Source organism: Brevundimonas sp. EYE_349, assembly GCF_023147505.1.
Lineage (GTDB): Bacteria > Pseudomonadota > Alphaproteobacteria > Caulobacterales > Caulobacteraceae > Brevundimonas.
This window is the reverse complement of the sequence record NZ_JAHXPB010000004.1, coordinates 45,027-66,783: the sequence shown is the minus strand read 5'-3', so window position 1 is coordinate 66,783 and position 21,757 is coordinate 45,027. Positions and strand designations below refer to the sequence as shown.

Here is a 21,757-nt window from a genome sequence, read left to right as displayed (position 1 = left end):
ATCCGAACCAGTCGTGATGCCGTATGCGATCATAGAGGTTCGGATCGTCGTCGCAACGCGATGGTCAGGCGACACCAGGAGATCTGTATGGCGATCGTCGACGTAAGGCCCCAGCCCCTTGCCTACGACCCTTGCACGCCCGACGATCTGCGGCTGCGGGTGCAGTCGCGTCTGAACGAGCTGGCGCCGTCGCAGGACGGCCTGTTGTCTCTTGCGGCGCGCGAAGCCTTGCTGGGACAGGGGAAGCGGGTCCGGCCGGTGCTGGCCATGTTGGCGGCGGCCCATGTCGGCGGCAGCCCCGACGACGCCCTGGATTACGGCTGCGCGCTGGAGATGGTCCATGCGGCGTCGCTGGTGCTGGACGACCTGCCCTGCATGGACGACGCGGCCCTGAGGCGCGGTCAGCCGACGCTGCATCGCCGCCACGGCGAGGATGCGGCCGTTCTGGCGGCGGTGGCCCTGCTGAACCAGTCCACCCGGCTGATCCTGCAAAGCCGACTGCCGGCCGAGACGCGGCTGTCCATCCTGGACCATTTGACGCAGGCCGTCGGGTTCGAGGGTCTGGCCGAAGGTCAGATGCGCGACCTGCGCGACGACCCTGACACGCGCGACGCCGTCGCCCTGCGCCAGATCAACAATCTGAAGACCGGCGCCCTGTTCGCGGCGACGGTGCGCGGCGGCGGTCTGCTGGGCGGCGGCGACGAAGACGCCCTGGCCCGACTGACCGCCTTCGGCGAGGCGGTGGGTTTCGCCTTCCAGCTATGCGACGACCTGCTGGACGCCTGTTCGACGACGGGCGCCCTGGGCAAGGACGTGGGTCAGGATCAGGACATGACCACCTTCGTCGATCTGTGGGGCGAAGGGCGGGTGCGCGCGGCGGTGCGACAGTCCCTGGCCAAGGCGGCGTCGGCGGTCGGCCACGACAGTCCCCTGTCCTTCTATGTCCTCGATCTCTTCCGGCAGGCCGATCTTGAAATCTAGCGTCGCGCCGGCGCTGGTGCTCGGCGACATAGACGCAGGCTATGACGACCGGCGGGTGCTGGAGAATTTCAGCCTGACCCTGAACGCGGGCGAGGTCTACGCCCTGTTGGGCGCGAACGGCGCGGGCAAGTCCACGGTGGCCCGCGTCGCCTGCGGTCTGCTGCCGGTGCGGCGTGGCCGCGTGGCGGTGGGCGACGGAACCCCGACGCGCGCGCGCATCGGCCTGGCCCCGCAGGACAGCGCCCTGTTTCCCGCCCTGTCGCCGCGCGAGAACGTCGCGGTGACGGCGCGGCTGTGCGGGGTCGCGCGCAAGGACCGTCGCGCGGCGGTGGATCGCGCCCTCGACCTGACCGGCTGCGGTCCGCGCGCGGATCAGCCGGTGCGCACCCTGTCCGGCGGATGGCGAAGGCGCGCAAACCTGAGCGCCGCCCTGGTCGGACAGCCGCGACTGCTGATCGCCGACGAGCCGACCGAAGGGGTGGACGCCGCCACCCGCGGCGTGCTGTCCGCCGCCCTGCGCGAAACGGTCACGGCGGGCGCCGGCTGCCTGTTGATTAGCCACGACGCGATCTTCGTGTCCGACACGGCGGACCGGATCGGCATTCTGGCGCAAGGTCGGCTGTTGACGGAGGGCGCGCCGAACATGCTGTTGCGCCAGGCGTTCGGCGCGGCGCAGTTGCTGAACATTCGCCTGACGCGACCGGCCTCGCCCGCCGCCATCCAATGGTTCGGCCAGGCCGGACTGACCCTGGCGAACGATGGACTGGAGTGGCGACGCCTCTGCGAGGACGCGCTCGCCGTCGCCCAGATGCTGGCCGCCGTGGTCGATGGCGAGGGCGGTGAAATCGCCGTTCGGCGCCCGGGGCTGGACGATCTGGTCGCACATCTGTCGGGGGTCCCGTCATGATGGCCGTCGCTGGCGCATGGGCCAGGGGATTCTGGCGTGACCGGGCCGGGGTCGTGCTGACCCTGCTGCTGCCGCCCCTGGTCTATCTGCTGTTCGCCGCCATCTTCGGCGCGGGCGCGCGGGGCGAGATCGACACGTCGGTGGTCCTGCACGATGCGGCGCGCACCCCGGTCACGGCGGCGATGCACGACGCCCTGGCGCGCGACATGGGCGCCCGGCTCCGCACCGTGGAGCGGGCAGAAGACCTGGAACGGTCGGTGATCGACGGACGGGCGGACGCCGGCGTCCTGATCCGCCCCTCGCCCGGACGTCCGCCCCAGATCGTGGTCTTGTCCGCTGCGGGTCGGGACGTGGCGGCGGCGGCGCTTCAGGCGCGGCTTGAGCCGATGGTGGCGGCCTTGTCCGGCCAGGTCGCGCCGCCGATGGCCCGCGTGGCGAGGGTTCAGGTGGGGCCGAGCGGCGATGTCCAGGCCGCCTATTACGCCGGGGCGGTCAGTGTCATGTTCGTCTTCTTCGCCGCCATGCACGGGGCGATGGGCGGTCTGGACGAGCGACGCTCGGGTCTGCAGGCGCGGCTGGCCCTGGCGAGAGGCGGCCTGGCGCCGATCCTGATGGGGCGGGCCGCATGGTTGACGGTCGTGGGGGTGATGCAATCGGCCGCTGTCTTCGTCGCGGCCTGGGCCAGACTGCCCGACCTCGCGCCCTGGCAGGTCGGAGCGGCGGTCGTGACGGCCCTGCTGGTGGGCTTCTCGGCGGCGGGTCTGGCCCTGGCGCTGACGGCGGCGTGTCGATCGCGCGAGCAGGCTCAGCCCCTGACCACCTTCGTCGTCCTGCTGCTGGCGGCGCTGGGCGGGTCGATGGCGCCGCGCTTCCTTATGCCCGAGGCCTTCCGCGCCCTGGGCTGGATCACGCCGCACGCCTGGGCCATCGAGGCTTATCAGGCCGTGATTTGGCGGGCTGAGTTCGCGCCCGGCGTGCTCGCCGGCTGGGCGATTCTGACCGGCCTAGGTCTGGCGGGTCTGGCGGCGTCCCTTGCTCTGGAACGGCGGCGGGCGGCGCGCTGACCCTTCAGACGTGGGTCCACAGGGCCGGACGCGGCGGCGGTTCTCGCCAATTGTCCAGCGTCTTGCACCACAGGGCGATCAGTCCCCCGCGCCCCAGCAGCATCAGCTTGCCCGCCTTGTCGACCGACGTCCGACCGTCCCAGGCCGCGGGCCCGGCGCGCGAGACATGGCGACCGATCGCCCGATAGACGCCGCGCGCCGTGGCGATCGCCCAGGCCGAGCGCGGATTCAGATCACGCAGCCCCCACCGGGCGGAGGCGTAGAAGGGCTCGGCCGCCGCGACCAGGCGCTGGGCCGTACGGGCGACGGCCGCGCGGTGCTGGGGCTGATCCACTTGGTCGCGCGGCACGCCCGCCTCGTCCAGCCAGGCGCCGGGCAGATAGACCCGCCCGCCCCCGCATCCTCGACCACGTCGCGGGCGATGTTCGTCAGTTGGAACGCCAGCCCCAGGTCCTGCGCCCGCCGCAGGGTGGGCGCGTCCTCCACCCCCATGATGCGCGCCATCATCACGCCGACGACGCCGGCGACGTGATAGGAATAGTCCAGCGTGTCCTCCAGCGTGTCGTAACGCCGCCCCACCACATCCATCTCGAACCCCTGCAACAGGTCCATGGCCTCGTCGGCGGGGATGCCGTGGCGCGTGGCGACGCGCTGGAAGGCGGTGAAGACCGGGTCGGCCTGAGGTTCTCCGGCCAAGGCCGCCGCCGTGCGGACCCGTAGTTCCGCCAGTTTTTCGCCCGCCAGGACGGGATCGATGCCTACCGCGCCGTGACCCAGCACCTGGCCGTCGATCTCGTCGTCGCAATGCCGGCACCAGGAATAGAGCATCCAGGCGTCGTCCCGGATCGCCGCCGGGAAAAGCCGCGCGGCGGCGGCGAAACTTTTGGAGCCCTGCTCCATCGACTGGCGGCTGTGGTCCAGGACGGCGTCGGTCATGCGGGCTGCCTGGCGTCCTGGATCATCAGGCCGGCGGTGGCCTTGGCCGAGCCGACCACCCCCGGCACTCCGGCGCCCGGATGGGTTCCGGCCCCCACGAAGTAGAGATTGGGAATCTGATCGTCGCGGTTATGCACCCGGAAATAGGCGCTCTGCGTCAGGATCGGCTCCAGGGAGAAGGCCGACCCCTGGTGGGCGTTCAACTGGTCGCGGAAATCCACCGGCGTGAAGATGCGGCAGGTGTCCATATCCGCCGTCAGGCCCGGTATGTAATGCTGCTCCAGATAGGCCAGAATCCGATCGCGATAGCGCGGCCCCTCGACCGCCCAGTCGATATCCGCCGAGGCCAGATGCGGCACGGGCGCCAGAACATAGAAGGCGTCGCAACCGTCCGGCGCCAGCGACGGATCGGTGCGTGTCGGGGCGTGCAGATACAGGGAGAAGTCGTCGGGCAGATCCGGTCCCTTGAAGATTTCGCCGATCAGTTCGCGATAGCGCGGCCCGAACAGCACCGTGTGGTGGCGCACCTCGGGATGGACCCGCTTCAGGCCGAAATAGATGACGAACAGGGACATGGAGTGCCGCTTGCCCGCCAGGCGCGCCCCCTCCTTGCGGCCCCTCGGCTCCTGGCCCAGCAGACGCTGATAGGTGTGCACCACATCGGCGTTGGAGGCGACCATGTCGAACGCCAGCGTCTCGCCGCCCACGACCACGCCGGTCGCCCGGCCGTTCGCCATTGTGATGCGCTCGACCGGACTGTTCAGACGGATTTCGCCCCCCAGGTCCTGGAACAGGCGCACCATCGCCTGGATCAGCGCACCGGTGCCGCCGCGCGGGAACCATACGCCCCAGCGCCGCTCCAGCGCATGGATCAGGGCGTAGATGGATGAGGTCGCAAACGGGTTGCCGCCCACCAGCAGGGAATGGAAGCTGAACGCCTGACGCAGGTGCTCGTCCTGAACAAAGCTGGCGACCTTGTCATAGACCGACCGCCAGGCCTGCAGCCGCATCAATTCCGGCGCCGCCTTGACCATGCTGGCGAAGTCGAGGAACGGCACGGCCCCCAGCTTCAGATAACCTTCCTTCAGCAGATCCTGCGAATAGGCCAGGAACTTGCGATAGCCTTCCTTGTCGGCGGGATTGCGGGCGACGATCTGGCGATCCAGCGCATCCTGATCGTTGACGTAGTCGAAGACGTCGCCGTCCTCCCAGCACAGCCGATAGAAGGGCGCGACCGGCAGCAGCTCGACATAGTCCGACAGTTTGCGCCCGGCCGCCTCGAACAACTCCTCCAGGGCCGAGGGGTCGGTGATGACGGTGGGGCCAGCGTCGAACGTATAGCCCTTGTCCTTGAAGACATAGGCGCGGCCGCCCGCCATGTCGCGCGCCTCGAACACCGTGGTCTGGATGCCGGCCGTCTGCAACCGAATGGCCAGCGACAGCCCCCCGAACCCTGACCCGATTACTGCAGCTCGCATCACGCACGTCCTTTTTCGACCAGACAGGCCAGTGCGGCGCCGATGGGCACCGGGGGTTTGCCGCTGAGCACCCGCACCTTGTCGGCGACGGTTGATCCGGCGGCGTAGAAGCGTTCGATCAACGGCTGAGGCAGACGATAGAACCGCTCCAGCACCCTGTATCGTTCGTCAGGGCGCGCGGCGCGAAACAACATGCGATTCAGCAACCGATAAAAACCTCGTCCGGCCCATACGTCGGTGGCGTGACGACGGATGTCGGCGACGAGGGTCGTGGCCTGGAAATCATTCGCCAGGCGGTCCGCCAGGCGCACCGCGTCCGGAAGGGAATAGCCGGTCGTCGGATGAAACAGGCCGGCGCGCAAACCGCTCAGCGCCGTCGAGCCCATCCGCGTCAGATGGGCGCCGATGTCGCCGTCCAGGGCCACGGGCAGGACGCCGTCCTCCTCCCGCAACACGTCCTCGATGACCCAGCCCCGTCCGGCGGCATAATCCAGCACCCCTTGCCGGAACACGTCGCGATCCAGCTCGGGGCCGTCGGTGTAGCGCGTATCCTCGATCAGCAAGGTCCTGGCGTCGAACGGCAGCGTGTAGAGGAAACGATAGCCGCCGGCCTGATCGACGCGAGCATCCATGACGATGGGCGCAGTCAGCCCATGGGGCGCCGCCAATCGCACCTCCAGCCCCACGAACTTCTGGAACCCCAGCGCCAGATCCGGCGTCGCCGTCGGCCCACGCCCGTCGATCACGGCCCTCGCCTTCAACCGTCGCCCATCTTTCAGCACGACCTCTTTGGGCGACGCCGAGACCACCGGCGTCCCCAGGGCGATCTTTCCGGGCAGGGCCGCGCTCAACACCGCCGCGAACCGTTCGGCCGTGACGCTGCAATAGGGGGTCGAGAGTTCGCGCTCGAACTGTGGGAATCCGACGCTGTACGTCGGCCAGCGATGCACGACCAACGGCGCGATCCAAGCACGCTGGGCCTGGGTCACATCGCTTTCGAAAAAGGACCAGGTATGCACGCCACCCAGAGAGTCGGCTGCTTCGACGATGCGCACATCCAGATCCGGTCGAACCTGCGACAACCGCAACGCCAACAGCCCGTTGGCCAGTCCGCCGCCGACCAGCAGAAGGTCCGGCGCGGAAGTGTCAGAGGCGTCAGCCGGCATTTGCCACAGGTGGCACGCGGCGACCGATGCGGCAAGCGAACAGGATGTTTCCGGGCTCCAAATGCGCTAAGTGTCGCGCCATGGCCGTCGTGTCCTCAGAGCCCCGGACCGTTGCGCATCAGGCCCTTATCAGTCTGACGCTGGCGGGCTTGATCGCGACCGCCTGGCTGATCCTGCATATCTATGGCGTCTATTTTCATCGCTGGTCGGCTTGGAGTCTTTTGATCGCGCCGGTGATCGTCGCGATCCAGACCTGGCTGTCCGTCGGCCTGTTCATCGTGGCGCACGACGCCATGCACGGCTCGCTGGCGCCCGGCCGTCCCCGCCTGAACGGGGTGATCGGAAGCCTGGCGTTGGGGCTGTACGCCGGCTTTCGCTTCATGCCGTTGAAGACCGCCCATTCCGCGCACCATGCTGCGCCCGGCACGGCCCAGGACCCGGACTTCCATGCCGAGGCCCCGCGCGCCTTCGCCCCGTGGTTCTACGGCTTCTTTCGCACCTATTTCGGCTGGCGCGAGATGGGCGTCCTGACGATCCTGGTCTGCATCGCCGTCTTCGTCCTCGGCGCCGGCATACCCAATCTGCTGCTCTTCTGGGCCGCGCCGGCCCTGCTGTCCGCCCTGCAGCTGTTCACCTTCGGCACCTGGCTGCCGCATCGTCACACGGACGACGCCTTTCCCGATCACCACAACGCCCGCACCAGCGCCTTTGGCCCCATCCTGTCTCTGCTCACCTGCTTTCACTTCGGCCGCCACCATGAGCATCACCTGACGCCGTGGAAGCCGTGGTGGCGTCTGTCGCAGCCCGGACAATGAACAAAGGTCGCCCGCGACCTTATCCCCGACGCCAACGAGCGCGCCGCTTGCCGGGCGGGCCTTTGGCTGGCGTCAGCGGAACTTCAGCAAGCCGGATCGAGTGGGCGTCGCAGCGGGCGAGAAGTCGTCAACCGACCATCGGTAATCGGCGCCGTATTGCTGCGTGATGATCTGGGCGGGCGTTGAGACGCGCGATGCGACGGCGACCGCTTTGTTGGTCACCTTGACCTTGCCCGCCAAACTGACCGCGTCATCATAGCCCTTCATGGCCACGGGCGGGGCTTCCAGATAGGCGCCCGTCGCCTTGTCCGTTAGCGAGACAATCATTCGCGAAGGCTTTGGGAAGCCGATGGTGGTGGACACGTCGATGACGTGTTTCGCCGTGTCCTTGGACCGGATGAGGAACTGGCATTCGTCCCCGGCCTCGGCCGCGATCCGCGCCGCCTCGTCGATATGGGGCCGCTCATGCGGGGCCAGGGCCGATAGGGCCGCGACGATCCCTGTCGAAAGCCTCGGATCGCCGTCATGGGGAAGGAAGTCCGCCGGCACGCCGACATGAACGTCGCGCCACCACCAGTCCTCGCGAAAACTGTTCGGCGGGGCGATCTCGACCTGTCCGGCCGCGATCTCGGACGTGAAGTGGATATAGACTGCCGGGTGACTGCCGACGCTGACGTCTAGGCCGTTCAACCACCAGGCCAGTCGACGCCCGAAAGCCCAAGCGCCGGGACAATTCTTTAAGTACTGGTTGCGGCCGCCGTGAAACAGGCGAACATCGTGAACGCGAGAAGGTCTGCCATCCTTGGTCATGCCTGACCGATACCGGAGCGGGAGGTGAACCGGCAAGACGACTTGATGTCTCGGCCTCGTGGATGGCGTTTCAGCGGTTGCCATGGCGGGCCTGCAAGGGGCACCCTGTCGCCATGAAGAGCATTTTCCTCTGGGTCGGCGGCCTGTTTGGCGGGATCGGGCTGATCTTCTTGGCCGTTGCGGGCTTCCTGCTGGTCAGCGACCGGGGTTTCAGCGATCGGGCGGTGCGAACATCGGGTGTGGTTGTGGACCTGGTTCGCCATGTCGACCACGACCGGGACAGGACGCGATCGTCAGGGGTCAGCTATTCGGCGGTCGTCGCCTTCCGAACCGAGGACGGGCGGCGCCACGAGTTCAGCGAAACCGTCCGCACCAATCCGCCACGCTTCGCCGTCGGCGATACGGTTCCGGTCCTTTACGACCGGCGGCAGATATCTCACGCCACGGTCGACGATTTCTGGGGGCGACGGGGACTTTCGACCATCTTCCTGGGCATGGGGGCGATCTTCACCCTTCTGGGCGGCACGCTGCTGCTCATCGAGCTTCGGCGACGAAAGAAGGTCTCCCGTCTGCTGACGAGCGGAAGGCCCATCAAGGCCAGCTTCCTTCATGCGTTTCGCGATACGCGCCGCTCGCGCAATGGCGAGCATCCCTTCCGCGTCGTGGCGCAGGCGACCGACCCGGTTACAGGACGCCTTCGGCGGTTCGAGAGCGACCCGATCTGGGTCGACCCTTCCGAGAAACTGGCCGGGCGTGAACTGCGCGTGTTGATCGATCCCACGGACCCAAGACGGTATCATGTCGACCTGTCGCCAGTGGTCTAGGACGGCGAGCCTCGCTGAGAACCGCAGGCGGCGTGCAACCCATAGCGCCCCTTATTCGGCGCAAACCATGACGCGGGGCCGGCAGACCGGATCCAACTCAGCCAACGGCTGATGAACCGCCTATGCGCCGTCTGGTCCTGACCCCTCTCGCGAGATGTCGGAACCGCATCTTGAAAAGGGGCTGGTGCGGGCGGCCGGGGTCGAACCGGCAAGGGCTTTCGCCCGACGGATTTTCGTACCACTTCGGCTTTCGCCGCCGCCTGACGGCGTTCGTGGTCTGGACTATCCCTTCGCCATGGCCGGAGCTTTAGGCGCTGCCCGTCTAGTCTCTACACCTTCCCGACCAGTGGATCGGGCTTGGCTCGGGATCGCCATCTGACAGGGTTCCCCGACTTTGAGCAGTTCTACGTCCGGGGTTTCCCCCGGCGCACTCAATCCTTCAGCTTAAGTCCGTTGCGTCTACCAATTTCGCCACGCCCGCGTGCTGGTCCGGCTCGTATAGACAGAACCGGACCGATCTCCAAGCACTCTAGCGCGCCGGCGCGGTCGAGGCTGAGGCGGGCTTCATCGCGCGGAAGTCGACGTCGGAATCGGCGATCAGCCACAGCAAGCCGGCCCAGGCGGCTACGTTCTGGCTCAGTTGGGCTGGGTCGATCTTGTCCAGGGTGTCGTTGGCGGTGTGGTGCAGGTCGAAATATCGGGTTCCGTCCTGGGCCAGGCCGAAGAAGGGCACGCCAAGCGGTCCCATCGGGCCGACGTCCACGCCGCCTTCGGTCTCGATGCGATCCGAGGCCAGGACGCCGATGGGATAGAGGACGCGCGTCGCCGCCTTCTGGAAGTCCGACCCTTGCGCGCCGGCGGGCAGGCGCAGGGCATAGATGCGGTCGGCGCCGAAATCGCTCTCGCCGGCGATGATGTGCTTGTCCAGCGCCGCGCCCTGGCCGCGGGCGTAGACGGCGCCGCCGTTGCCCGTCTGAGGCGTGGGCTGCGACACCTCTTCCGAACCATAGAAGATCACGCGCAGGGTGCGCGCCGGGCGGCGGCCGCTGTCGGCGATGGCCTTGGCGGCGGCTACGGTGATGGCGCCGCCTGCCGCATCGTCGATGGCGCCGGTGCCCAGGTCCCAGCTGTCCATGTGCGAACCCAGGACGACGATCTCGTCGGGCCGGGTCGCGCCGGGCAGGTCGCCGATCACGTTCTGGCTGTGGGTCTGATAGGTGCGGGCGGTCGAGGTCAGGCGCATCCGCACCGGCTGGCCCAGGGCGACCAGGCGGCTGACCTGATCGGCGTCCGGCGCGGCCAGGGCGAAGGCGGGGATGGTCGGCTTTCCGTCGACGTAGCGGGTGGTGCCGGTGTGGGGCATCCGGTTCTCGTCCGAGCCGACCGAGCGCATGACGAAGGCCGCCGCCCCCTTGGCCGCCGCAACGCCGGGGCCGGCGCCGCGCACGCGGGTCTGGGGACCATAGCCAGAACCGTCCTGCATGGCGTGCATCTGGCCCAGGTCGATATAGACGATTTTGCCGCGCACGGCGGCGTCGGGCGCGGCCTGAAGGTCCTCCATCGAGGCGAAGCGCACGATCTCGGCCTCGACGCCACCGCGCGGCGTGGCGGGCGAATGACCCAGAGCGGCCGCGACCAGGGTCTGGGCATGGTCGCCGACGATGGCGGCCGAGCTTTCGCCCCGCTCCCAGCCCACCAGAGGGAACTCTTCGATCCGCACGTTCTGGAAGCCGTTGGCGCGCAGATAGTCGGCGGCCCAGGCGGCGGCGTTCTGTTCGGATTTGGATCCCGCCGGGCGGGCGCCGAACCGGGTGGTCAACTGGGTGACGTAGTCCAGCGCGATGTTGGAGCGCATCGCCGCGTCGCGCACCACGATGGCCTGCTGGACCACAGAGGCGTCTTGAGCGTGCGCCAGGGGCGCGAAGGCGGCGAGGCCCAGCGCTAGCGCGCTGGCGGTCATCAGACGACGGGACATGGGAACAGGCTCCTGGACGCGAAGGCCCGGACCCTATTCAGTGTCAGCCGTTCTGGAAATAGGGTTCGACCGGGCCCTGCAATTTGACGGTCAGGGCCTTGCCCTTGCGGTCCACGCGGTTGCCCAGCGCAAGGCGCACCCAGCCCTCGGACACGCAATATTCCTCGACGTTGGTCTTCTCCTCGCCCTTGAAGCGGATGCCCACGCCGCGCTGAAGAACCTCGGCGTCGTGATGGGGGCTGGACGGATCGACCGAGAGACGGTCGGGGGGCGTGTCGGTCATGATGCGGGCCTGGGGTCTCGGAAAGGCGCGGTGATAGCGGCGCCCGGCGCGGATGCCAACCGAAAGCGTGGTCGGCGACGCCCCCCTTACTGCACCGTCTGGCGCGGCTGGGCGTTGGCGGGGTTCGAGGGCTGATAGGCCTGAGGCCCGGCGGCGGGCGGCGGCGTCGCGGCGGCGGGACGGCGCGCGGGCGGCGTGGCCGGGCGCTGGGCGGGGCGTGTTGCAGCCGGGCGGGGCGTCGGCCGCGCGGCCGGGGTCGCGGCGGGTTTGGCGGCCGGCGTCGCGGTCGCCGCCACGGCAGGCGTCGCGGCGGCCGGGCTCGGAGCGGGCGTCGGCGCGGCGGCGGCCGGGGTCGCGGCCTCGGCGGCGGCGGCGCGGGCGGCCATCTGCTGGGCCTGGAAGCGGGCGGCCAGCTTCTCGGTCAGTTCGCGGGCCTGTGGGGCCGTCATCTGGGCCATGATGGCGGCCAGGGTGCGCGGGCGCATGGCGGCGGCGACAGGCAGGCGCACGCGATCCTCCAGCGTGGCCATGACCGGGGCGGCTTCCTTGGGCCGCATGGCCGAATAGACCTGAACCAGCCGGTCGATCTCGGCCTTCTCGCGCTCGTCCACCTGGCCCAGCATCTGCTTCATCTCGGCCTTCAGGGCGGCCATGGCCTGGATCTTGGCGTCCAGCTTCTGCTCGGCGGCGACCATCAGCGGCAGGGTGGTGGCGAAGTCCTGATCACGCGCATCCAGGGCCGCGCGGCGTTGCGACAGCGATTGGATGATCTTCAGCTCGGCAGGGGATATCCCGGCCTGCTGGGCCAACTGTTCCGGCGACAGGGCGGCGCAGGTTCCCGGCAGGGCGGGCTTGGCCGCCCCGGCGGCGGGCGCCGCCTCCTCGGCCCAGGCCTTGGCCCCGTCGAACAGGCCCGGCGCCACGCCCACGGCGCGCACGGCGACCACCCCGCCGATGGCGATGGCGATCAGGGGCAGAAGGCGGGGGATGCGGGCCATTTAATCGGGTTCCGAACTCAGGCGGCGAACAGGTCGTCGTCAAGATTACGACGCGCGGCGTTGAGGCTTTGTTTGGCGGAATGGTTAGCGGACCGACCGGCCGTCAGGGCCTGAACGATGGCGGCGACATTGTCGCGTCCGGTCGGCGCGGCGGCGGCGCGGCGGCTGGTCGCCGAGCCGGTCATGCCCTGGATGCGCTCGGCCAGGGCCGCCATCCGCTCGGCGCGCGCCTCGTCCTCTGTGGACGGCGCGACAGGCGCAGGGACCGGCGCGCGGCGCGTCGGCTCGACCCGCAGCGACAGATCTTCGTCGGCGACGCGGACGGGCGCGACGGCGGACGCGGGGGCGCGGGCGATCAGGGTCTCCAACTGCGCCTTGACCTCTCGCGCCTTGATGATGCGGTCGTGCAGCAGATCGGTCTCCTGGCCCGAGGCGCGCAGGGTCGCCAGGGCGTTCTCGGCCCGGCCGGCGGCGGCGTTCAAATCCGTGACGGCCTGGGCGAAGGCCAGCTGACCGGCGCGCAGGGCCGACAGCTTGCGCTCCAGCTTGACGCCGTAACCGACCGCCGCGACCAGCAGCAGCATCAGCACAGCGTCCATGATCATTCCGACCATCAGAGACCTCCTCCTAAGCGGGCGGCGGTCTCGGGGTTGACCGGCCCTTCCACGCGCACGGCGATATGCTGACCCTTGCGGCCCATGCGGCCTGTGGTCAGGGGGATGGAGCCGGCGCGGATGGACACTTCCGAATCCGGCGTGGCGTTCAGCATCAGCGTGTCGCCGACCTTCAGGTTCAGCACGCTGGACAGCGACATCTGCTGCTCGTCCAGCACGGCGCGAACCTCGGTCTCGGTGGTCCACATCTCGGTGGCCAGGTGGCCTTCCCAGATGTTGTCGCGGCCAAACTTCTCGCCCATGAACTGCTGCAGCAGCATCTTGCGGATCGGTTCCAGCGTCGCATAGGGCAGCAGCAGTTCGATCCGGCCGCCGCGATCCTCCATGTCGATCCGCAGCTTGATCAGGATGGCGGCGTTCGCCGGCCGGGCGATGGCGGCGAAGCGGGGGTTGGTCTCCAGCCGGTCCAGGTTGAAGTGGACGGGTGTCAGCGGCTCGAACGCCTGGCGGGCGTCGTTCAGCACCACCTCCACCATCCGCTGCACCAGGACGCGCTCGATGGTGGTGTAGGGGCGGCCCTCGATGCGCAGGGCGGCGGTGCCCCGGCGCCCGCCCAGCAACACGTCCACGATCGAATAGATCAGGTTGGAATCGACCGTCAGCAGGCCGTAGTTGTCCAGCTCCTCGGCGCGGAACACCGCCAGGATCGCCGGCAGGGGGATGGAGTTCAGATAGTCGCCGAACCGGATCGAGGAAATGTTGTCCAGCGACACCTCGACGTTGTCGGAGGTGAAGTTGCGCAGGGACGTCGTCATCAACCGCACCAGGCGGTCGAACACGATCTCCAGCATCGGCAGGCGTTCGTAGGACACCAGCGCCGAGTTGATGATGGCGCGGATGCCGGAGCGCTCGGCGCCGTCGTCGTCGCCTAGGTCGAAGCCCAGCAGACTGTCGATCTCGTCCTGGTTCAGCACCCGTTCGGACAGGGCGTCGCCGGGATCGCCCAGGCCGCCGAACGGGTCCAGTTGCGCCGCGTCGCTCATGCCTATTGCACCAGCATTTCTTCGATCAGCACGGCGTCCACCTTGCCGGGCGCGGCGATCAGATTGACGCGACGCAGGATTTCGGCCCGCAGCTGATAGGTGCCGGCCGACCCGCTCAGATCCTCGGGCCGCAGTTCGCGCACGAAGCCGGTGAACATGTCCTGCAGGCGCGGCATCTCTTCCTGAAGGTGGCTCGCCACCCCGGCGTCCTGCATCTCCAGCGTCAGTTTCAGCTTCAGGAAGGTGGGCCGGCCGTCGGCCGACTGAATGTTCATGACCATGTCCGGCAGGGTGTAGAAGGTCACGCCGTCAGGCCCGTCCGAGATGACGCCCAGCGACGGATCGGCCTCGCCTTCCTTGCCGCCGCCCCCGTGGCCGCCGCCCTTCTTGTCTTCCTTCTTGTCGGCTTTCTCGGCGCCGTGTTCGGCCTCGGCCGCCGCGCCATGCGCCTCGGCGGGCTTGGGCTTCAGCATGAAGAAGGCCGCCGCCCCGCCTCCGCCCAGCACCAGCAGCGCGACAGGCGCGATGATGAACAGCAGCGGCAGTTTTTTCTTCTTGGGCGCGGCGGCGTCCTCGCCTTCGACGGCGGCCTCGCCCTCCTTCACGGCAGGCAGATTGGCGTCCGCGGCCGGATCACCCTTCTTCTTGCCGAACTTGAACATGCGCGCGCCCCGGAGACCCTCTCACCGTCAGATGGGCCAGTTTTGGTTAACGCGACGTTTACGATGGGCAGGATTTGCCGGGTCGTCCGTGAGGCGACAACGCTGAAACCCGCATTCCGCCTGGATTAACCCTGTTGGCACGGCTGTTGCGAGGCGGACAGCGAAGGAGCAAGCCTCTCGTGGAAAACGCCGCCTATATCGGACTGTCACGGCAGATGACGCTGCGTCGCGAACTGGACATCGTGGCCAACAACGTCGCCAACGCCAACACCACCGGCTTTAAGGTCGAGCAGTTGATGGTCAGCGCCGAAGTGGGCAAGCGCGCCCGCAACGACTCGATCAAGCCCTCGGCCAGCTTCGTGCTGGACAACGGCGTGGGCCGCGACTTCGGCCAGGGAGCGATGCAGCAGACGGGCCGCGGCCTGGACTTCGCCATCTCGGGCGAAGGCGCCTTCTTCACCGTGCGCGACGGGGCGAACGGCCAGGCCTACACCCGCGACGGGGCCTTCACCCTGGACCCCGAAGGCAAGCTGACCACCAAACAGGGCCAGGCGGTTCTGGGCGGCGGCGCCGAGATCGTGCTGGACCCCAATCTGGGCGCCCCCAGCGTCGGCGAGGACGGGACCATCACCCAGCAGGGCCAGGTCACCGGCCGCCTGTCGGTCGTTCGGTTCGAGACCCTTGGCGTGCTCGAAAAGGGCGGCGACAGCCTTTATCGCAACCGCTCCAACACCCAGCCGATCGAGGCGACGGACGCCCAGATCCATCAGGGGTCGCTGGAATCCTCCAACGTCAATCCGCTGGTCGAGATCACCAATCTGGTCGAGATCAGCCGCGCCTACGAAAGCGTGTCGCGCATGATCGACAACACCAACGACCTCAGCCGTCGCGCCGTCGAGCGTCTCGGCAAGGCCGCGTAAAGGGAGCCCCAAAGATGCGCGCACTTCGCACCGCCGCCTCGGGCATGGCTGCTCAGCAGCTGAACGTCGAGGTCATCTCCAACAACATCGCCAACATGAACACGGTGGGCTTCAAGAAGCAGCGCGCCGAGTTCCAGGACCTGCTCTATCAGAACGTCGAACGTATGGGGGCCCAGTCCTCCAGCGCAGGCACCGTGGTTCCGACCGGCATCCAGATCGGCGCTGGCGTCAAGGCTGGCGCGGTCTATCGCGTCACCGAACAGGGCACGCCCCAGGCCACCGGCAACCCCTACGACATGGCCATCGACGGCAAGGGCTATTTCCAGATCAGCCTTCCTTCGGGCGAGAAGGCCTACACCCGCGCCGGCAACCTGCAGGTCAACCCGGAAGGTCAGATGGTCACCGACGACGGCTATCTGCTGGAGCCGGCCGTCACCATCCCGCAGGACACCACAAAGCTGACCATCTCCAAGACCGGCCTGGTCCAGGTGACGCAGGCCGGCCAGCCCGCTCCGACCACGGTGGGCCAGATCGAACTGGCCAACTTCTTCAACGAAGCGGGCCTGGAGGCCATCGGCGACAACCTGCTGCTGGAAACCGCCGCCTCGGGCCCCGCCATCGTCGGCACGCCGGGCGACGCAGGCTTCGGCCAGGTGCTGCAGAACTACACCGAGGCGTCGAACGTGGATGCGGTTTCGGAGATCAGCGCCCTGATCGTGGCCCAGCGCGCCTATGAGATGAACTCCAAGGTCATCAGCACCGCCGACCAGATGCTGTCGGTCGCCTCGCAAGTGAAGAGCTGAGCCATGCGCCTGACCCGCACCCTGATCCTCGCAGCCGCCGCCAGCGCCTTCGCCGGCGCGGCCTTGGCCGGCCCGGTCGTGCTGCGCGCCAATCCGGTCGACGACGACGGCCGCGTCACCCTGGGCGACCTGTTCGAGGGCGCCGGGTCCGCCGCCGACGTTGTGGTGGCTCAGCGCGTCGGCCCCTCGGTCGTGCTGGAGGCTGGCCTGCTTCAGGCCCAGGCCCGTCAGGCCGGCCTGGATTGGGCCAATCCCGACGGCCTGCGCCGCGTCGCCGTGCGCCGCGCCGAGGCGCCGGTCCAGGGCGTGGCGGACGCCGCCTCGGTCCCTGCCGCCGCCCAGCCCGTCGCCCGCGCCGCCTATCGGCCCGCCGCCGCCCAGCAGATCATCGCCCGCAACGACATGGTGCGCGTCACCTATCAGGTCGGCGGCGTGAACCTGGCCGTGATGGGCAAGGCCATGCGCAGCGCTGGCCTGGGCGAGCCCGTCGCCATCATGAACACCACCTCCAATCGCGTCATCGACGCCGTGGCCTCCGGTCCCGGCCAGGCCGTCGCCGGCCCGGCCGCCGACGCCGCACGCGCCGCCCCTCAACAATTCGCCGCCCGCTAGGGAAACCTCGTCATGCGTAAGATTCTTCTGACCCTCGCCGCCGTCGCCCCCCTGGCCGCCTGCTCCACCGTCGCCGAGACGGTGCGTGGCCCCGAACTGGCGCCTATCGGCTATCCCGCCGCCCTGGTGCCGGTGCAGCAGACCTATCTTCCGGCGCCCGACACCGCCGCCAGCTCCAACAGCCTGTGGCGCGCCGGCGCCCGCACCTTCTTCGGCGACCAGCGCGCCCGCCACGTCGGCGACATCCTGACGGTCAAGATCGACATTGACGACCGCGCCCAGACCCAGAACTCGACCCAGCGTTCGCGTTCGAACAACATCTCCGGCGGCGTCTCGCACCTGTTCGGCCTGGAAAGCAGCCTGGGCCGGGCCTTCCCCGGCGGATTCGATCCGTCGAACATGGTCGGCATGGACGGGGCGTCCAAGTCCACCGGAACCGGCACCGTCAACCGCGCCGAGAAGGTGTCGCTGACCATCGCCGCCGTCGTCACCGACGTTCTGGCCAACGGCAATCTGGTCATACAGGGTCGGCAGGAAGTGCGTACCAACCGCGAGGTCCGCGAACTGACCGTCGCCGGCATCGTGCGGCCCGAGGACATTTCGTCCGCCAACGCCATCAATCACACCCAGATCGCCGAAGCCCGCATCTCCTATGGCGGCCGGGGCGACGTCAGCCGCATCCAGGCCCCGCCGGTGGGCCAGGCTCTTGTCGAGCGGTTCAGCCCGTTCTGACCTTACCGGCCGGTTGAACCGTCTGAGGATAACCGCGTTCTTTTCGACTGAGCGCCTGTCGGGAGGATTGCGGCTGTCTGATCTCTTGCGGTTTCACGCCGTCATGGCGACATTGCGCGCGACGCGACGGTGCGCGTCGTCGGCGGGGGCTGACGCATGACCCTTATCGCTTCGGCCCTGATGGCCTTGGCGCTGCAGGCCGCGCCTGCGAGCGGCTGGACGTGGAGCCTATATGAAGGCGAAGGCCCGCTGGTGCTGGCCAACGACATTCCCGACACGGCCGAACTGCGCTCGACGTTCCAATGCCAGGCCGGGTCGGGCGCGGTCTCGATCTCGATCTATGGCGAACCGGCGACGGCGGGTTTCGCCCGCATCACGGCCGGCGGAAACACCGCCGCCAGCGAGGCGAAGGTCGGGCGCGGCGGCAAGCTGGAGACGGGCATTCCCGTCGAACATCCCGCCTTCACCGCTTTCGTCGCCGACGGCCGGATGACCATCTCCGTAGGTTCTGACGTCCGAACCCTGACCGTCGAACGTCCCCATCTGGCCAAGCTGCGCCGCTTCGCCGACCGCTGCGCCGGATAAGAGAGGTCGCCCATGCGTGTGTCCCGCCTGATCCCCTCCCTGATGGCCGTTTCGGCCCTGGCCGCCTGCGCCACCCACACCCCCGCCCCCGACCCTTCGGCGGCCATGGCCGCCGCCCAGGGCGAGCCCATCGCCACGGCGGGTCTGGACTGGTTCATGAACCGCGACGGCCGGGAAGTCAGCCTGGCCTATGGCGTGGCCAATAGCGACGAGGTGAAGCTGCATCTTCTCTGCCAGGCCGGCTCGGGCGCGCTGGAGATCACGGCGGCCAGCGAGAAGCCCGCGCGCGAGATCCATCTGGAATCCGGCGGCGACACCGAACGCTATGCCGCCACGTCGGAGCCGGCCGTGGTCCACGAAGGCGAACTGTTGACCGCCCGCGCCAGGACCAAGGACCCGGTGTTCCTGCGGTTCCGTCGCCTGGGCTGGATCGCCGCCTGGTCGGACGACGCGCGTGAACTGTATGTCGCCCATCCGCCGGCCAAGGCCGGGATCGAGCAGTTCTTCGCCGTCTGCGGTTGACGCCGCGACGCGGCTCGGCTTGCACTGCGCCCTGCACTGGAGGGGCGCAAGAATGAAGATGTCACAGTTGGCCTTGGCGGCCCTGATCGCGGCGGGGTCGCCGACCCTGGTCATGGCTCAGACGCCGCCGACCGCCGTCTCCGCCCCTGCGGACGGGGCGCTGGACGCCCTGATCGCAGATTATGAAACCTATCTGAAAACGGTCGATCCCTTCTCGGCCAGCGGCGAAGGCGATGTGGAGGCCATGGGCCGCGTCCCGGACCTGAGCCGCGCCTTCGAACTGGCCCAGCGCGCGCCCTTGGAAGGGTTCGTGCGCCGACTGGACGCCATCGACCCGGCAAGTCTTTCCCACGCGGGCGCGATCAATCACGCCTTCCTGCTCTACAGCCTGAAACGCAGCATCGAAGGGCTGGATTACGACCCCAGCCGGCTGGCCTTCGACAGCGAGGGCGGGCCGGGGACGTGGGCGCTTTACGTCGGCGGCGGCACGCGGCTGAACTCGGTCGCGGAGGCCGAGCGCTATATCCAGCGCATACGCGGCTTCGGCGACATCTACGCCCAGACCACCGACAATGCGCGGCGCGGCCTGGACACCGGCATGGTCCAGGCCCGTTCGGTGACGCAAAGCGCCGTCGCCCTGGCCCGCAACGACGTGGCCATCGCGCCGAACGACGAACCGCTGCTGAAACCCTTCGCCACCCTGCCCGCGACCGTGCCTCAGGCCGAAAAGGACCGGCTGAGAACCGAGGGAGCCGCCGCCGTGGCCGCCGTCATCGCCCCGGCGCGCCAAGCCTGGTTGACCTTCCTTGAGACCGACTATCTACCCAAGGCGCCGGTCGAACCCGGCATCGGCAATCGCCCTGGCGGCAAGGCGCTCTACGCCTATCTGGTGCGCGGCCATACCACCACCGACCTGACGCCGGAACAGATCCACCAGATCGGTCTGGACGAGGTGGCCCGCATCCGCGCCCGCATGGAGGTCGAGATGAGAGCGGCCGGCTGGACCGGCGACTTCGCCGGCTTCCTCAACTTCCTGCGTACCGATCCGCAGTTCTATGCGACCAGCCGCGAACAGTTGCTTGAGAAAGCGTCGGAAATGGCGAAGCGGGCTGACGGCGGCCTCCCGGCCCTGTTCGCCACCCTGCCTCGCCTGCCCTATGACGTGCAGCCGGTCCCGGCCCAGATCGAGGAAAACTACACCACCGGCCGCTATAACTCCGGCTCGATGCAGAACGGCATTCCCGGCCACTACATCGTCAATACGTCCAAGCTGGACCAGCGCCCGCTGTACGAACTGCCCGCCCTGACGCTGCACGAAGCCGTTCCGGGCCACCATCTGCAGATCGCGCTGCAGCAGGAAGGCGGCGGCCAGCCCTATTTCCGGCGTCAGGCCAATGTCACCGCCTTCACCGAGGGCTGGGGCCTTTATTCCGAATATCTGGGCGAGGAGATGGGCTTTTACCGCACCCCCTATGAGCGCTTCGGCCGCCTGTCCTACGAGATGTGGCGCGCCTGCCGTCTGGTCGCCGACACCGGCCTGCACTGGCTGGGCTGGAACGAGGAACAGGCCCGCGCCTGTTTCCGCGACAACTCGGCCTTGGCCCCACACAATATCGAGACCGAATTGCAACGCTACATCGGCTGGCCGGGTCAGGCCACGGCCTACAAGATCGGCGAGATACGCCTGCGCGAGATCCGCGAACGCGCCGAACGCGAACTGGGGCCGAAGTTCAGTATCCGCTCCTTCCACGACGCCCTGCTGGTCGAAGGCCCCCTGCCGCTGGCGCTGCTGGACCAGCGCATGGATACGTGGATCGCGGAGCAGAAGACGAAGTAGCGGAACCTGTCTCCTCCCCGCTTTGCGGGGAGGTGGCTCGTAGCGTAGCGAAGAGACGGTTGGGCTCTTGGCCGCATCACAAGCGCCTATGAGAGTTCAAGAGCCCCTGCACCGCTTCGCGGTCACCCTCCCCATTTGATGGGGAGGAGACGAGGCATTCACGCCCAATCCGGCTCCGGCAATCCCTTGGACCGCAGGAAGGCGGGATTGAACAGTTTGGACGCATAGCGCGAGCCGGGATCGCACAGGCAGGTGACGATGGTCTTGCCCGGCCCGATCTCGCGCGCCAGACGCACGGCCCCGGCGATATTCACGCCCGCCGACCCGCCTAGCGACAGGCCCTCGTGCTTCACCAGATCAAACAGGATCGGCAGGAACTCGGCGTCCTCGATCCGATAGGCGTGATCGGGTCGGAACCCTGCCAGATTGCCGGTGATCCGAGCGACGCCGATGCCTTCGGTGATCGACGATCCCTCGCCGGTCATCTCGCCCTTGTTGAACCAGTTGAACATGGCCGCGCCCGCCGGATCGGCCAGGGCGATGGTCACATCGGGCTTCTTCTCGCGCAGATAGGCCGAAACGCCCGCGATCGTGCCGCCAGACCCCACCGCTGAAACAAAGGCGTCCACGCGCCCCTCCGTCTGGTCCCAGATTTCCGGTCCCGTCGTCTGATAGTGGGCGTCGCGATTGGCCGTGTTGTCGAACTGATTGGCCCAGACGGCCCCGGCTTCCTCGCTGTCGTTCAGTTCGCTCGCCAGACGACCGGAATAGTGGACGAAATGGTTGGGGCTGGAAAAGGGCGCGGCGTCCACCTCGACCAGGCGCGCGCCCAGCGAACGGATGGCGGACTTCTTCTCTTCCGACTGGGTGCGGGGAATGACGATCACCACCGGGTGGCCCAAGGCCGCCCCGACCATGGCCAGGCCGATGCCGGTGTTGCCGGCCGTGCCCTCGACAATGGTTCCACCAGGTTTCAGCGCACCCGACGCCCGCGCGGTCTGAACGATGGACAGGGCGGCGCGGTCCTTGATCGAGCCGCCCGGGTTCAAGAACTCGGCCTTGCCCAGAATTTCGCACCCCGTCTGGTCGGACAGGCGGTTCAGGCGCACCAGCGGCGTATGGCCGATCAGGTCGATGACGGTAGGCGTGACGGACACGTTGAAGCTTTCAGGCGAGGTCGAGAAAAGGTC

Annotated in this window: 22 protein-coding genes and 1 pseudogene; 12 read left to right on the top strand and 11 right to left on the bottom strand. The window is 68.2% G+C overall.

The genetic code is table 11. From position 1 onward, the window contains the following. The first annotated feature begins 87 nt into the window (after positions 1-87). Genes KZX42_RS08580 through KZX42_RS08570 form a run of 3 tightly spaced genes read left to right on the top strand, consistent with a single transcriptional unit; the run spans position 88 to position 2,952 of the window. Positions 88-981 (top strand): polyprenyl synthetase family protein, encoded by an 894-nt coding sequence (locus KZX42_RS08580; RefSeq protein ID WP_248118791.1) that lies wholly within the window; start codon positions 88-90, stop codon positions 979-981. After that, on the top strand, positions 971-1,888 hold the full coding sequence (locus tag KZX42_RS08575) for an ABC transporter ATP-binding protein (RefSeq protein WP_248118790.1): 918 nt from the start codon (positions 971-973) through the stop codon (positions 1,886-1,888). Before KZX42_RS08580 ends, KZX42_RS08575 begins: the two co-directional genes overlap by 11 nt. Continuing rightward, positions 1,885-2,952, top strand: coding sequence for an ABC transporter permease (locus KZX42_RS08570; RefSeq protein ID WP_248118789.1), 1,068 nt, complete (start codon positions 1,885-1,887; stop codon positions 2,950-2,952). Before KZX42_RS08575 ends, KZX42_RS08570 begins: the two co-directional genes overlap by 4 nt. Positions 2,953-2,956: 4 nt before the next feature. On the opposite strand, the pseudogene KZX42_RS08565 reads toward KZX42_RS08570, so the two are convergent. The 3 genes and pseudogenes from KZX42_RS08565 to crtY form a co-directional block, all read right to left on the bottom strand. After that, positions 2,957-3,852: pseudogene (locus KZX42_RS08565) on the bottom strand (phytoene/squalene synthase family protein). Between the two features lie 32 nt (positions 3,853-3,884). Beyond that, positions 3,885-5,366 carry a phytoene desaturase gene (locus KZX42_RS08560; protein WP_248118788.1) on the bottom strand — a complete coding sequence of 494 codons (1,482 nt, stop codon included), beginning with the start codon at positions 5,364-5,366 and terminating at the stop codon, positions 3,885-3,887. After that, complete coding sequence (gene crtY, locus KZX42_RS08555) at positions 5,366-6,532, bottom strand: lycopene beta-cyclase CrtY (RefSeq protein WP_248118787.1); 1,167 nt, start codon at positions 6,530-6,532, stop codon at positions 5,366-5,368. The genes KZX42_RS08560 and crtY overlap by 1 nt, the downstream gene beginning before the upstream one ends. 80 nt (positions 6,533-6,612) lie before the next feature. On the opposite strand from crtY, the gene KZX42_RS08550 reads away from it, so the two are divergent. After that, the gene (locus KZX42_RS08550) at positions 6,613-7,347 is read left to right on the top strand and encodes a fatty acid desaturase (RefSeq protein ID WP_248118786.1); all 735 of its coding nucleotides are present in this window, start codon (positions 6,613-6,615) and stop codon (positions 7,345-7,347) included. Positions 7,348-7,419: 72 nt separating this feature from the next. Here the strand turns inward: KZX42_RS08550 and KZX42_RS08545 are convergent, their stop codons facing one another. Beyond that, the gene (locus KZX42_RS08545) at positions 7,420-8,157 is read right to left on the bottom strand and encodes a hypothetical protein (RefSeq protein ID WP_248118785.1); all 738 of its coding nucleotides are present in this window, start codon (positions 8,155-8,157) and stop codon (positions 7,420-7,422) included. A gap of 113 nt (positions 8,158-8,270) precedes the next feature. Between KZX42_RS08545 and KZX42_RS08540 the strand changes: the two genes are divergently transcribed. After that, entirely contained in the window at positions 8,271-8,981 is a 711-nt protein-coding gene (locus KZX42_RS08540; protein ID WP_248118784.1) for a DUF3592 domain-containing protein, read from the top strand. Between the two features lie 529 nt (positions 8,982-9,510). On the opposite strand, the gene KZX42_RS08535 is transcribed toward KZX42_RS08540, so the two are convergent. The 6 genes from KZX42_RS08535 to KZX42_RS08510 all read right to left on the bottom strand — a co-directional run bounded on the left by KZX42_RS08535 (position 9,511) and on the right by KZX42_RS08510 (position 14,556). Next, positions 9,511-10,956 (bottom strand): M20/M25/M40 family metallo-hydrolase, encoded by a 1,446-nt coding sequence (locus tag KZX42_RS08535; RefSeq protein ID WP_248118783.1) that lies wholly within the window; start codon positions 10,954-10,956, stop codon positions 9,511-9,513. Between the two features lie 43 nt (positions 10,957-10,999). Further along, positions 11,000-11,239, bottom strand: coding sequence for a DUF3297 family protein (locus tag KZX42_RS08530; protein WP_087119764.1), 240 nt, complete (start codon positions 11,237-11,239; stop codon positions 11,000-11,002). 86 nt (positions 11,240-11,325) lie between these two features. After that, a complete protein-coding gene (locus KZX42_RS08525) occupies positions 11,326-12,237 on the bottom strand; it encodes a hypothetical protein (protein WP_248118782.1) in 912 nt (303 codons plus the stop codon). A gap of 17 nt (positions 12,238-12,254) precedes the next feature. Beyond that, the gene (locus KZX42_RS08520; protein ID WP_248118781.1) at positions 12,255-12,851 is read right to left on the bottom strand and encodes a DUF6468 domain-containing protein; all 597 of its coding nucleotides are present in this window, start codon (positions 12,849-12,851) and stop codon (positions 12,255-12,257) included. Beyond that, on the bottom strand, positions 12,851-13,894 hold the full coding sequence (gene fliM, locus KZX42_RS08515) for a flagellar motor switch protein FliM (RefSeq protein ID WP_248118780.1): 1,044 nt from the start codon (positions 13,892-13,894) through the stop codon (positions 12,851-12,853). Before fliM ends, KZX42_RS08520 begins: the two co-directional genes overlap by 1 nt. Before the next feature lie 2 nt (positions 13,895-13,896). After that, positions 13,897-14,556 (bottom strand): flagellar basal body-associated FliL family protein, encoded by a 660-nt coding sequence (locus KZX42_RS08510; protein ID WP_248118779.1) that lies wholly within the window; start codon positions 14,554-14,556, stop codon positions 13,897-13,899. Between the two features lie 179 nt (positions 14,557-14,735). On the opposite strand from KZX42_RS08510, the gene flgF reads away from it, so the two are divergent. The 7 genes from flgF to KZX42_RS08475 all read left to right on the top strand — a co-directional run bounded on the left by flgF (position 14,736) and on the right by KZX42_RS08475 (position 20,567). Beyond that, complete coding sequence (gene flgF, locus KZX42_RS08505) at positions 14,736-15,476, top strand: flagellar basal-body rod protein FlgF (RefSeq protein ID WP_248118778.1); 741 nt, start codon at positions 14,736-14,738, stop codon at positions 15,474-15,476. A 14-nt stretch (positions 15,477-15,490) separates the two neighbouring features. Then, positions 15,491-16,279, top strand: a complete 789-nt coding sequence (gene flgG, locus KZX42_RS08500) for a flagellar basal-body rod protein FlgG (protein ID WP_248118777.1) — start codon at positions 15,491-15,493, stop codon at positions 16,277-16,279. A 3-nt stretch (positions 16,280-16,282) separates the two neighbouring features. After that, complete coding sequence (locus KZX42_RS08495; protein WP_248118776.1) at positions 16,283-16,891, top strand: flagella basal body P-ring formation protein FlgA; 609 nt, start codon at positions 16,283-16,285, stop codon at positions 16,889-16,891. A 12-nt stretch (positions 16,892-16,903) separates the two neighbouring features. Continuing rightward, positions 16,904-17,623 carry a flagellar basal body L-ring protein FlgH gene (flgH, locus tag KZX42_RS08490; RefSeq protein ID WP_248118775.1) on the top strand — a complete coding sequence of 240 codons (720 nt, stop codon included), beginning with the start codon at positions 16,904-16,906 and terminating at the stop codon, positions 17,621-17,623. A 156-nt stretch (positions 17,624-17,779) separates the two neighbouring features. Then, a complete protein-coding gene (locus KZX42_RS08485) occupies positions 17,780-18,208 on the top strand; it encodes a hypothetical protein (protein ID WP_248118774.1) in 429 nt (142 codons plus the stop codon). A gap of 12 nt (positions 18,209-18,220) precedes the next feature. Beyond that, the gene (locus tag KZX42_RS08480; protein WP_248118773.1) at positions 18,221-18,730 is read left to right on the top strand and encodes a hypothetical protein; all 510 of its coding nucleotides are present in this window, start codon (positions 18,221-18,223) and stop codon (positions 18,728-18,730) included. Between the two features lie 52 nt (positions 18,731-18,782). Continuing rightward, positions 18,783-20,567 (top strand): DUF885 family protein, encoded by a 1,785-nt coding sequence (locus KZX42_RS08475; RefSeq protein ID WP_248118772.1) that lies wholly within the window; start codon positions 18,783-18,785, stop codon positions 20,565-20,567. 158 nt (positions 20,568-20,725) lie between these two features. Here KZX42_RS08475 and KZX42_RS08470 read toward each other — a convergent pair whose 3' ends face one another. Next, positions 20,726-21,724 carry a cysteine synthase A gene (locus tag KZX42_RS08470; protein WP_248118771.1) on the bottom strand — a complete coding sequence of 333 codons (999 nt, stop codon included), beginning with the start codon at positions 21,722-21,724 and terminating at the stop codon, positions 20,726-20,728. Positions 21,725-21,757 lie beyond the last annotated feature (33 nt).